The following is a 12,661-nucleotide window of genomic DNA, read 5'->3' as shown; positions in this document are numbered from 1 at the left end:
TAAATGAGTGATTTACTTAATAAGAAATGTGTACCATGTGAGGGTGGAATTTTACCTTTTGATATTAGTGAAATTCATAAATATCAAAAAAAAGTTGATGGTTGGGATGTTAAAAAAAACACAAAAGAAATATATTTTTTAGAGAAAAATTTTACTTTTAAGAATTTTGTTAATAGTCAAAATTTTATAAATAAAGTTAGTGAAATATCGGAAAATGAAAATCATCATCCAGATATTTCTTTTGGTTGGGGATATGCTAAAATTGTAATTACTACTCATGCTATTGAAGGATTGTCAGAAAATGATTTTATTTTAGCAGCAAAAATTGATCAAATTTTTAATGTCTAAAATGTCTTGTTTTAGAGAAAACTAAAATAGTACCAGTTTGGTTTGCAAATTTTATTATCTCTTTATCTCTAATTGATCCAGAAGGCTGTATTACAGCTGAAACTCCTGATTGTACTAATTTTTCAATACCATCAACAAATGGAAAAAATGCATCAGAGGCTGCCACAACATCTTCTTTTAAGTTTTGAAATTTATTCATTTTATCTATAGCAATTTGACAGCTATCAAGTCTACTAGGTTGCCCTGAGCCAATACCAACGGTTGCTTCTTGGCTTGCAATAACAATTGCATTTGATTTTACATATCTGCAAACATTAAATGCAAAAATTAAATTTTTTAATTGAGATTTATTTGGTCTTAGTTTTGAAACTACTTTGAAATCTTTTGGTTCAAAAACTTTTAAATCCTCAGATTGTGTTAAAATAGATTCGTTCACAGAGCCAAATCTTATTAAATCTTTCATCATAAATTCCGATGCATCAATAATTCTTATATTTTTTTTCTTTTTTAAAATTTTTAAAGCATCAGTTTGAAAACCATTAGCAATAATAACTTCTAAGAAAATTTTATTTAGCTCTAATGCTAGAGTTTTATTTATTTTGAAATTACAAGAAACTATTCCACCAAAAGCGCTAACTGGATCAGAAGCAAGAGCTAATTTATAACTTTTTAAACTATTTTTATTAATTGAAACACCACAAGGATTAGCGTGTTTAACTATAACGGTTCCGGAGTTTTTTGGTAAAGATTTTGATATTGTTAATGCAGAAAAAATATCATTATAATTATTATAACTTAACTGCTTACCATGAATTTGTTTAATATTAAGATTTTGAGCTTTAGAATAAATTGCAGCTTCTTGATGTGGATTTTCACCATACCTTAATTTTTCAATTAAATTTCCATAAATAATTTTTTTTTTGGGGAAATTGTTTTTTTTAATTTTATTAAAATAGTTAGAAATTACAGCATCATAATAAGCTGTTTCAGAAAAGGCCTCTAAAGACATCTTTTCTCTAAATTCAATAGATGTTGATCCTTTATTATTTTCTAATTCATTAATTAAGGTTTCATATTGATCTGAGGATGTAATAACAGCAACATCGTTATAGTTTTTGGCAGCTGCCCTAACCATAGTGGGACCTCCAACATCAATATTCTCTATTATTTTTGAATGATTGGTTGTTTCATCTAAAGTTTTTTCAAAAGGATAAAAGTTAACAATAACAAGGTCAATTTCATCATATTGATTAGCTTTTAGTTCTTTAGTGTGAGATTTGTCGTTTCTTTTACTTAATATACCAGCATGAATTTTTGGGTGTAGTGTTTTAACTCTTCCACCAAGAATTTCTGGTGAACCAGTATACTCTGAAACTTCTTGGCATTTAAATTTAAGTTTCTTTATTTCTTTAAAGGTGCCTCCAGAGCTAATTAATTCAATTTTGTATTTCGCTAAAACTTTTAAAAGACTGCCTAAATTTTTTTTATCAGATACTGAAATAAGAGCTTTTTTTATTTTTTTCATTATAATTTTGTGATTTCCCATCTTATAGTTTGATTTTCTTCATTAGTCATTCCTGAAATAAATATATTTTGATTATTTGTAAAAGAATTTTTTTCTCCAAAATATAACCCTTCTTCAATATTTATCTTAGAATTTTCTGAGCTAAATTTCCAACCTTCTCCATCAAGATCAATAAGTATTGATTTTTCATCTTGAGTTTTCATTAATCGAATATTTGGCTCCAAGTGAAATCTAATATCAAATTTTAAGTTTTTAATACCCTTGTTAGAAATAATTTTATCATGGCCAATGAATTTTAATTGTTCTGGGTAAAATTCTATTTCTCGATCATGAACAATACCATGTGGTTTTAAATAGCCATCATGAGAAGCATTAATTTTCCAATAATTTTTTTCAAATACTACTTTTTTTTTTAATATTCTTAATTCTTGATTAATTTTAGATTTTTTACCTCTTACTTTGCTAAAAGTACAAGAGGACTTGTCATCTAAAATTAGTGTGCTATGGACTGCGCTTGACTTAGATATTTCATTTAATTGATGATCAATTTTTTGAAAATAACCACAATTACTAATTAATTTTTTACTATTTGATATAATCTCAAAAGATAAAGCACCAGCTTGATAATCTGAAGATAATTTTTTATTTGGGCTCGATCCAACATCCATTATTAAAGAATTTTTTTTACTATTAAGGACCACATAGCCACCCAGCTCATTATTTTGATTTTTAAAATTATATCCAAGTCTTTTTAAATAAAGGTCAAAATTATGATTATTTGTTTTATGATTACCATTAAAGAGAAAATATATTTTATTGTTTTGCCAAATAAAAGCGTAAGCCTGACCTAAATAATATATATTTTCATTTATAAAATCTGGTATTTCATTTTGAGATTCTTTGAACCATTCCCTAATTAATATAAAATATTTTAAGTAAAAACTTAATTGCCTAATATTCCTTGATTTTGGAAAGCCATCATTATCCAATGAATATTTGGCTAATTTTTTTAGTAAACTTAACCCAGTGTTTAAATAATTATTATTTTGAGGGTACGATAGACCAGTTAAAATGATAGCTGCACACCCTATAATTTTATTATCAATTAATTCAGAGATTTCAATTTCATTAATAAGGTGATTGATCTGCTTCTTAATAGTGCCGTTAAACTTGTCTTTATAATCTATATTACCATCTTCATAGGTAAGCCTAGAATTTGAAATCCAGGCTATTATTCTTTTTCCAATTATATCAATTTTCCAATTTTTAGAGTTATACCTGTCATTTGTATTAATCCATTGATTAATGACATTTTGAGTATCTTTTTTTGAAGATCTAAGATCTAGGCTAAATAGCCAAAAAAAACTGTTTAAATTTTGTTGGTCTTTCCCTTTTAAATTTGGATTATCCCAAATTTCATTTAACGAATAATTTTCTATGTTAATCTTTTTTTTATCATATTTTATAAGGCCATCTAATAAGTTAGGGCTTGGCTGATATTCGAGTAACTCAATAGAAGAGGGTGTAATTTTTTTATTATATAGATAAGAGTTTAAATAAAAGTGACGGATTTTTTTTTTAATAAGTCTAAATGAATTGTTTAAAATCATTATTTTAACTTGATTTTAAAAGGTCTATATTTTTTTTTATATCTCCATTGTTATTTTTAAATATAGTTGTCCCAGAAACTAAAATATTTGCACCAGCTTCTATTGCTAGTTTATTATTGTCAAAATTAATCCCACCATCAATCTCGATATCAAAATCTATATTCTTTTGATCTCTTATTTTTTTTAATTCTTTAATTTTTTCTAAAACTTCTGGCATAAACTTTTGTCCTCCAAATCCAGGGTTTACGCTCATAATTAGAACTAAATCTATCTCATTTAATAAGTCAGTTATTAAATTAATTTTACTTTCTGGATTTAAAGAAACCCCTACTTTTTTTCCTAAACTTTTAATATGGTCAATAGAGACTGCTAAATTTTCAGTTGCTTCTGGGTGTATAGTAATAATATCTGCACCTGCATCTGCATAATCTTTAATATACTTATGCACGGGTGAAATCATTAAATGAACATCAAATGGTAGTTTTGTGAATTTTCTTAATGATTTTATGATAGGTGGACCCATGGTTAAATTAGGAACAAAATGACCATCCATCACATCCACATGGATCATATCTGCACCACCTTCTTCAAGTCTTTTTATTTCATTTCCTAATTGACTAAAGTCAGCAGATAAAATTGAAGGGGATATTTGTATTTTTTTCATTGATTGCCAGCTCTACTAGTATCAATTTTTAAAATTTAATTGAATTAAATAATTGATAAATTTGTTTAGAAATTTCACTTTCTAGAGGAAATGATAACATTCCCATTACAGAATAACCTAAGACCCATGGCATAAAGTAAAATCTAATCATATAAAAAAACCAAGCAACATATAATGGAATCAGAGGTCCTATGATGAAAGAAGGGGTTATTGGCTTAAAAATTTTTATTAATGGATTGGTATATTTTACAAATATCTTCATAAAAAAAAATTCAGAATCTTCTTTTTGAAAAATATTCATCGCAACTCTTCCTATTAAAGTCCACATGATAACTCCAAGTAGATAATCTATAAAATAAACTAGAGGATGAAAGTTGGCAGACATTTAGAAATTTATATTTGAAAACTTATTGAATTAAAAGGGGCGAAATTAATCGCCCCTAGAATCAAGATTTAAGCTCTATTTACCAGTGACAGTTTTACCACTTGGTATACGAACTTCATCAACCATTTTTTGGATTGAAGCATCAGGTGCAGAAGTCATTAAACTTACTACCACCATTGATACACAACTAACAGCTGCTCCGAAGATACCAAATGTTAACTGAGTAAGTCCTAAGAACCCACTTCCACCATTTCTTACCCATACAAGGTACCAAATAGCAGAACCAAGACCTAAAACCATACCAGCAACTGCACCTTCTTTGTTAGCTCTCTTCCACCATACACCTAGTACAAGTGGGAAGAACAAACCAGACATCGCAAAGTCAAAAGCCCAGATAACTGAACCTAAAATACCTTGGATCTCCATTGCAGCAATAGTTGCTCCAGCAAAACCAATTACTACAAGTAATACCCTTGCAACAAGTAGTCTTTTTGCAGTTTCCGCTTTTGGATCAATCATTTTGTAATAAACATCATGAGAGATCGCATTAGCAATTGCTAGAATCAAACCATCAGCTGTTGACATGGCAGCAGCCATACCTCCAGCAGCAACCAGTCCTGAGATTACATATGGTAATCCAGCTATTTCTGGAGTTGCTAACACAACAGCTTTACCGCCCATGAAAAACTCATTAAGTTCAAGAGTTCCATTGCCGTTAAAGTCGCTGATAAACATCAAGTTTGCACTATTCCAGTTTTGGAACCAATCTAAAGATTGAACTTCAGCAAATGATTTACCAATAATACCAGTTGGTAATGTCGGATCAATCAATGATAGTTTTGATAGCGTTGCTAACATTGGCGCAGAAGAATACAGAAGGAAGATAAAGAATAATGACCAACCAACTGATTTTCTAGCTGCTTTAACGCTTGGAGTAGTAAAGTATCTCATCATCACGTGTGGTAATGATGCTGTTCCCATCATCATCGCCAATGCTAATGAAATAAACGCCCAAGGCGTTGCATTTACTGCAGAGTGTGCTTTAGTTATTCCAGCTAACCCTTTAGGTACCGTTGCTAGATCAGCAGCAGAGTTTTTAATAAACCCAAACTGTTGTTCTAACTCACCAATTCTAGCTACCTCGTCAGCTAACATAAAGTGAGGGAAGAAACCCGCACCCATTTTGTTACTGATCCAAAAAATTGGAAGCATGTAAGCTATAATTAGCACGATATATTGTGCAACCTGTGTCCAAGTTACCGCTCTCATACCCCCTAACATTGAACAAAGTAAAATACTTATTAGTCCAATATATACAGCATATTTAAAGTCGATATCTAGAGCAACAGATGCAATAGTACCCGTAGCATTAATCTGAGCAGTCACATAAGTGAATGAAGCAACAGTCAAAACTACTACAGCACAGAACCTTGCTAAGTTACCACCGTATCTTGTACCCACAAAATCTGGAACTGTGTAACATCCAAATTTTCTTAAGTATGGTGCTAATAAAGTTGCAACTAATATGTAACCACCAGTCCAACCGACAAGTAGAGCCATATATCCATAGCCTTTGAAGTAAATACCACCTGCCATTGCAACGAATGAAGCACCAGACATCCAGTCTGCCGCCGTCGCCATTCCATTGAATACAGTGGGCACTTGTCTTCCAGCCACGTAATATGCGTCTGCTTGAGCTGTTCTTGATAGATAACCGATCAGTGCATAGATGAATATTGTAAAGGCTACAAAAGCAACACCTATTGCTTTAGCAGTCATACCCATCTGCTCACCAATTGCCATTAAGATTATGAAACCTATAAAACCTCCTGTATAGATTCCGTAAACTTTTGGCAAATTGTCTATAAATTTACCTTTAATCATTATTGATCTCCTTTTTCGTTGAAGCCGAATTCTTCATCGATTTTCTCTTGCCTATTAGCAAACCAGAAACATAAAATTACAAAAATTCCAAGAGATCCTTGACATGTAAACCAGTATGTCCATGGATAACCGAAAGGTCCTGTAACCTCATTCATTTCAGCTGCAAAAAGGAAGATGCCGATTGAGAAAACAAACCAAATAGCCAGTGTTACGAATAACAATGATCTAGTCTTTTCCCAGTGTTTTGTTGCGTTTGACATTTATACCTCTCTATTTTTAGTTATAACTACCCTAAACCATAACCATTCTGTAAGTTTTTAAAAGACTTAAAATTGTTCATATTAGGTGCTTATTTACCTACCTTTTTAAGGTATAATGAGCATATATGAATTTTTATGCAAAAATATAAACTCTCCTGGAAAGACATATCGTTTGATGATTTTAAAGTTTATTTGTTTGCCATGTTTAGGGCTTTTATTCCAAAGAAAAAAATTAAGAATTTAGATGAGCTTGAACACTTTATTCAAACAAAATCTGCTTGGGTAACACAAGTAACTTTATATAGTTATTTAAAAACCAGGATGGGAACAAGGTATGTTCTTCACTTTGATAATGATGTGTTCATGTCTTCCCTTAATATTGCCAAATGGAATATTTATTCTGTAGCCTTACAAGATTTGATGTTATTTACGTTTTCTTATTTAAAAGTTAACTTTAATTTTCAAAACGTTGACCAGTCTAAAGAGATTTTTTCTAAAATTTTAGATGATGAGATTTCTAATAAGATGCCACTTGATATTATTGAGGAAGCAAAAAAAACTTTTAATGAAAGACTTCAAAATATAAACTGGGAAATTTATTATAAAGATTTACCCTTTAATCCTAGTGCTTTGTCATTATACAAATGGGCACCAATAGCTGAAGAGCTTAAAACTTTAGATCGAAAAATCGTATTGAATTCTATGATATTGAAATGGGATATTATTAAAAAAGAATTTGAGAAATTAATAGAATTTTAAATATTCTTTCTATTATCCACCAAACTTTGCACAACACTTGGGTCTGCTAAAGTTGTTGTATCCCCTAATTGTTCATGTTCATTAGCTGCAATTTTTCTTAAAATTCTTCTCATAATTTTTCCAGACCTTGTTTTTGGAAGACCAGGTGAGAAATGAATAATGTCAGGTGTCGCTAGTGCACCGATTTGTTTTCTTACCCAAAGTTTTAAATCTCTCTCAAGATCTAGGTCAGCTATCTCCCCAACATTTAAAGTGACATAGCAGTATAAGCCATTACCTTTAATGTCATGTGGGTATCCAACTACAGCAGCTTCGGCAACCTTTGGATGAGCAACAAATGCACTCTCAATTTCAGCAGTTCCAAGGTTATGACCAGAGACAATAATTACATCATCTACACGACCAGTTATCCAGTAGTAGCCATCCTTGTCTCTTCTAGCCCCATCCCCAGTAAAGTATTTTCCATCGAACTGAGAGAAATAAGTATCAATAAATCTTTGATGATCACCGTACACAGTTCTCATTTGTCCAGGCCAAGATTGAGAAATGCACAGTCTTCCCTCACCAGCTCCTTTAATTTCTTTTCCGTCCTTATCGACTATTGAAGGTTTAATTCCATAGAATGGTTTAGTAGCCGACCCTGGTTTTAAATTTATAGCACCTGTTTGTGGACTAATTAATATTCCGCCTGTCTCAGTTTGCCACCATGTATCAACTATTGGGCATTTAGAATTTCCTATTGTTTTATAATACCACATCCAAGCTTCAGGATTTATTGGCTCTCCAACAGTACCTAATAATTTTAAAGATTTTCTTGAGGTTTTTTTAACAGGTTTATCTCCCTCTCTCATTAAAGCTCTAATAGCAGTGGGCGCTGTATAAAAAATATTAACTTTATATTTATCAATGATTTCCCACCATCTTGAGCTGTCAGGGTAGGTTGGAATTCCTTCAAACATTATTGTTGTTGCACCATTAGCAAGAGGGCCATAAATTATATAACTATGGCCAGTAACCCAGCCAATATCAGCTGTACACCAATAAATATCTTTTGGTTTATAGTTAAAGACATATTGATGGGTCATAGATGCATAAACCATATAACCACCCGTTGTATGTAAAACCCCCTTTGGTTTTCCAGTAGAACCAGATGTGTAGAGAATAAATAAAGGATCTTCTGCATTCATTTCCTCAGGCTCACATTTAGTTGACATATCTTTAATCAAATCGTCAAACCAAACATCTCTTCCTTTAACCCAATTAACTATATTACCAGTTCTTTTAACAACTATACATTTTTTAACATTTGGACAGCTTCTTAAAGCTTGATCTGTGATCTCTTTTAAAGGAATAGTTTTTCCACCTCTAACTCCTTCGTCAGCTGTAATAATATATTCTGATTCACAATCATTAACTCTGCCAGAAATAGAGTCTGCCGAAAAACCACCAAAAATAATAGAATGAACGGCACCAATTCTAGCACAAGCAAGCATTGTTACAGCAAGCTCTGGAATCATAGTTAAATAAATTGTAACTCTATCACCCTTTTTAATTCCTAATTTTCTTAAACCATTTGCAGTTTTTGAAACTTCATTATGTAATTGTTTGTATGAAATTTTTTTTGTATCTTTTGGGTCATCCCCCACCCAAATAATAGCGGTTTTATCTTTTTTATCTTTAAGGTGACGGTCTATACAATTAGCAGAAGCATTTAAAGTCCCATCTTCATACCATTTAATTCTAACTTCTTTTTTACTGTACTTAACGTCTTTAATTTTTTTATATGGTTTAATCCAAGTAATTCTTTTCCCCTCATTCTTCCAAAAGTCATTGTTATTTTTAATCGAGTCTGAGTATTTTTTTTGATATTTCGCTTTATTTACTAGAGCACTTTTTATCCACTCAGGTTTAGTTTTTATGATTAATTCTTTTTCTTCTATTTTTTTTAAAACCTTTTTCTTAAAAGGCTTTACTTTTTTTTTAGCCTTAGTTTTTTTAGAAGTTTTTTTTTTTACTTTTGATAATGATTTTTTTTTAGGCATGAATTTTTTTTATTTAAATACTACTCATCTTATTTAAAATTTTCCAGCTTTTAGAGTCTATGGGCATAACAGATAATCTGCTTTGTCTAATAAGTGATAAATGGCTAAGAGACTTGGTTTTTTTAACCTCTTCTAGAGTTACACTTTTCTTTAATTTTTCTTTAAACTTTACTTGAACAGCTACAAATCGTCCATCTTTGTCAGTTTTATCTAAAAAAGCTTCTTTAATAACCTCAACTATACCAACAATTTCTTTGCCTATATTTGAGTGATAAAAAAAACAAAGGTCTCCTTTTTTCATTGCTCTTAAATTTTTTGCAGCTTGATAATTTCTTACTCCATCCCAAGGAGCACCTTTAGCACCAGCTTTTTTTTGCTGATCAATTGACCAAACATCAGGTTCTGATTTCATCAACCAATACTGCATTACAATTTTACTCCAGCACCCTTCAAAAAAGCAGCATCTGCATCTAGAGGCCACCTAGGTTTTGCAGGACTATCTAATTCACTAAACTGTTTTAACTTAAATTTTTCTAATCCAACCATTGCAATCATTGCTGCATTATCTCCACACAAATTAATAGGTGGAAATATTGCTTCAAATTCCTCTTCTTTGCAAAGATTAGTTAGAACTTCTCTAATTCTCTTGTTTGCAGCAACACCACCCGCAACTACAAATTTATTTTTATTTGTTGTGTTCATTTTTTTGAATTCTTCAAAAGCAATTTTACTTTTCTTATATAGTATTTCTTCAATTGTTTTTTGAAAAGATGCTGCAAGATCATATTTTTCTTGTTCAGTTTTTATTTGTTTTGATATTTTTAAAACAGCAGTCTTTAAACCTGCAAATGATAAATTACATCCTCCTTTATGAAAAATTGGCTTTGGTAGTTCATATTTATTAGGATCACCTTTTTTTGCGTATATTTCAATTTGGGGACCACCAGGAAATTCTATTCCTAATAATTTTGCCGTTTTATCAAAGGCTTCACCTACAGCATCATCAATAGTTGTTCCTAATCTTTTATAATTTCCTAAGCCTTGCACACTTAAAAATTGAGTGTGACCTCCAGAGATTAAAAGTAATAAATAAGGATAATTTAATTCAGAATTTAGTTTTGGGCTTAATGCATGTCCTTCTAAATGATTAACAGCTATAAAAGGTTTGTTTAGCGAAGAGGCCATTGCTTTTCCAAAACTTAAACCAACAGACAGACAGACCATAAGACCAGGTCCTGCAGTTGCTGCTATTGCATCTAGATCTTCCATTTTTACTCCACTTTTATCAAATGCTTTTTTTGTGATTAAATCTATTTTTTCCATATGGGATCTTGCGGCAAGTTCTGGCACAACACCACCAAACTCTTTATGAACATCCACCTGACTTGAAACAATACTTGATAAAATTGTTGGCATACCTTGCTCATTTTCAGTTATGATAGAGGCTGCTGTTTCATCACAGCTTGATTCAATTCCTAAAATTATGGGTTTTTTATTCATTAAATTAGTTTTTATTAATAATACATTCTCAATATAAGTATGAAGTATAAAGCAATTAAATGAAAAATAGAAAAATTATTATAGGCACTAGAGGAAGCAAATTAGCACTAATCTATGCAGAAAAGGCCAGAGAAAAAATTCTCAAACATTCAAAAGATTTTGGAATTGAAGAAGTAATCATTAAAGAAATTGTAACTAAGGGTGATCAAGTTCAAGACAAAAGGTTATCAGAAGTAGGGGGTAAGGGACTTTTCTCAAAAACTATAGAGGTTGAATTATTAGAAAAAAAAATAGATATAGCGGTACATGCATTAAAAGATATGCCTTCTGAAGAAACTAGAGGATTGTTGACAGATTGCTTTTTAGAAAGAAATGATCCTAGAGAAATTTTAATTAGCAAAGACAATAAACATCTAAAAGATTTAGCTTCAAATTCAATTATTGGAACATCTTCATATAGAAGAGAATTTCAGATTAAAAAAATAAGAGATGATCTTAATTGTAAATTAATTAGAGGAAACGTTGATACAAGAATAAGAAAACTTAAGGAAAATTTATATGATGCAATTATCTTATCTTATGCTGGAATCGATTCTTTAGGATTAAATCAAAATATTTCTCAAACTTTTTCTACTTCAGAAATTATACCTTGTGCTGGACAAGGAGTTATTGCTTTGCAGTGTAGAGATAACGATGAAAGTTTAATTGAATTATTAAAACAAGTTGATCACCAATCAACACATAGCTCCATAAAAGCTGAAAGAAATGTTTTGAAAGTTTTAGAAGGAGACTGTGAAACAGCAGTAGGAGCATTTGCAAACATTGAGGAGAATAAAATTAATCTAGAAGTAGAGCTTTTTTCGTTAGATGGCACTAAAAGATTTCATTTAAAATCATCTGAAAGCATAGACAAAGCAGAAGAATTAGGAATAGAGATGGGAAAAACTCTTAAAAAAATGTCTAATAATTCTTATAAAAAATAATATGCATATTTTATTCACACGCCCATTAGAAGATTGTCATGAAATGATATTAAAATTTCAATCACTGGGTCATGAAATATCTCATTTACCTTTAGTTAATATTGAAGGTTTAAAACATGAAGCTCCAAACTATTCTGAGTTTAAAGGAATTATCTTTACAAGTGCTAACGCTATTAAATTTTTAGATATAAAAAATATTGATAAAAAATTAAAATGCTTTTGTGTTGGAAGTGCTACTGAAAAAAAAGCTAGAAGTGTTGGTTTTCAAAATGTTTTTGCAGCTGAAGGAAATGTTAGTAATCTTAAGGAATTAATTTTACAAAATTTTAACACTTCTGATGGAAAGCTAATTTATATAAGTGGAGAAATAATATCTAGCGATTTAGATAAGGAGCTCATTTCGAGTGGGTATACGATAGAACGATTAATTAATTACAGAGCCAACCCAATTGAAAAATATGATGAAAGCTTTATCGAAAAACTAAAATTAAAAATGCCTGAAATCACTTACATTTATTCACAAAATAGTGCGATTAATTTTTTAAAAGTAATTAAAAATTATCAGCTAGAAACCTTATGGATGAATACTAATTTGATGTGCATTGGAGAAAAAACCTCTTCAATTCTTAATGAAATAAAGTGGAAAAAAATTTTTCTTTTTAACCCTGGAGAAGAGGAATTTTTGCTATATAAAATTTAGC

General features: G+C 30.6%; 13 protein-coding genes. 4 read left to right on the top strand and 9 right to left on the bottom strand.

The annotated features are described in order from the left end of the window. Positions 1–3: 3 nt before the first annotated feature. Positions 4–348, top strand: a complete 345-nt coding sequence (locus AC5SL9_RS06580) for a 4a-hydroxytetrahydrobiopterin dehydratase (protein ID WP_494574014.1) — start codon at positions 4–6, stop codon at positions 346–348. Here the strand turns inward: AC5SL9_RS06580 and purH are convergent. The 6 genes from purH to AC5SL9_RS06550 form a co-directional block, all read right to left on the bottom strand. Beyond that, entirely contained in the window at positions 338–1,894 is a 1,557-nt protein-coding gene (gene purH, locus AC5SL9_RS06575; RefSeq protein WP_494574013.1) for a bifunctional phosphoribosylaminoimidazolecarboxamide formyltransferase/IMP cyclohydrolase, read from the bottom strand. The two genes, AC5SL9_RS06580 and purH, sit on opposite strands and share 11 nt — an antisense overlap. After that, entirely contained in the window at positions 1,873–3,483 is a 1,611-nt protein-coding gene (locus AC5SL9_RS06570) for a heparinase II/III family protein (protein WP_494574012.1), read from the bottom strand. The genes purH and AC5SL9_RS06570 overlap by 22 nt, the downstream gene beginning before the upstream one ends. A 4-nt stretch (positions 3,484–3,487) precedes the next feature. Then, complete coding sequence (gene rpe / locus AC5SL9_RS06565; RefSeq protein ID WP_018413669.1) at positions 3,488–4,147, bottom strand: ribulose-phosphate 3-epimerase; 660 nt, start codon at positions 4,145–4,147, stop codon at positions 3,488–3,490. 28 nt (positions 4,148–4,175) lie between these two features. Beyond that, complete coding sequence (locus tag AC5SL9_RS06560) at positions 4,176–4,532, bottom strand: hypothetical protein (RefSeq protein WP_018413668.1); 357 nt, start codon at positions 4,530–4,532, stop codon at positions 4,176–4,178. A gap of 75 nt (positions 4,533–4,607) precedes the next feature. Next, positions 4,608–6,416 (bottom strand): sodium:solute symporter family protein, encoded by a 1,809-nt coding sequence (locus AC5SL9_RS06555; protein ID WP_018413667.1) that lies wholly within the window; start codon positions 6,414–6,416, stop codon positions 4,608–4,610. After that, a complete protein-coding gene (locus tag AC5SL9_RS06550; protein WP_018413666.1) occupies positions 6,416–6,676 on the bottom strand; it encodes a DUF4212 domain-containing protein in 261 nt (86 codons plus the stop codon). The genes AC5SL9_RS06555 and AC5SL9_RS06550 overlap by 1 nt, the downstream gene beginning before the upstream one ends. Positions 6,677–6,811: 135 nt before the next feature. Between AC5SL9_RS06550 and AC5SL9_RS06545 the strand changes: the two genes are divergently transcribed. Continuing rightward, positions 6,812–7,435, top strand: coding sequence for a hypothetical protein (locus AC5SL9_RS06545; RefSeq protein WP_018413665.1), 624 nt, complete (start codon positions 6,812–6,814; stop codon positions 7,433–7,435). Here AC5SL9_RS06545 and acs read toward each other — a convergent pair. From acs to tsaD, 3 genes are read right to left on the bottom strand one after another with little or no spacing between them, the layout of a single operon-like run. Then, entirely contained in the window at positions 7,432–9,477 is a 2,046-nt protein-coding gene (acs, locus tag AC5SL9_RS06540) for an acetate--CoA ligase (RefSeq protein ID WP_494574011.1), read from the bottom strand. The genes AC5SL9_RS06545 and acs overlap by 4 nt on opposite strands. Before the next feature lie 13 nt (positions 9,478–9,490). Then, positions 9,491–9,904: an EVE domain-containing protein gene (locus AC5SL9_RS06535; RefSeq protein WP_018413663.1), complete on the bottom strand. Its 414-nt coding sequence runs from the start codon at positions 9,902–9,904 to the stop codon at positions 9,491–9,493. After that, complete coding sequence (gene tsaD / locus AC5SL9_RS06530) at positions 9,904–10,977, bottom strand: tRNA (adenosine(37)-N6)-threonylcarbamoyltransferase complex transferase subunit TsaD (protein WP_018413662.1); 1,074 nt, start codon at positions 10,975–10,977, stop codon at positions 9,904–9,906. The genes AC5SL9_RS06535 and tsaD overlap by 1 nt, the downstream gene beginning before the upstream one ends. Before the next feature lie 59 nt (positions 10,978–11,036). Between tsaD and hemC the strand changes: the two genes are divergently transcribed. Both hemC and AC5SL9_RS06520 read left to right on the top strand, forming a co-directional pair. After that, positions 11,037–11,960: a hydroxymethylbilane synthase gene (gene hemC, locus AC5SL9_RS06525; RefSeq protein WP_494574010.1), complete on the top strand. Its 924-nt coding sequence runs from the start codon at positions 11,037–11,039 to the stop codon at positions 11,958–11,960. Between the two features lies 1 nt (position 11,961). After that, positions 11,962–12,660: a uroporphyrinogen-III synthase gene (locus tag AC5SL9_RS06520; protein WP_494574009.1), complete on the top strand. Its 699-nt coding sequence runs from the start codon at positions 11,962–11,964 to the stop codon at positions 12,658–12,660. Position 12,661: the final 1 nt, after the last annotated feature.

The organism is Candidatus Pelagibacter sp. PS_37 (assembly GCF_059417825.1).
Note: the sequence above shows the minus strand (reverse complement) of the source record. Positions and strands in the feature narration are given on the sequence as shown.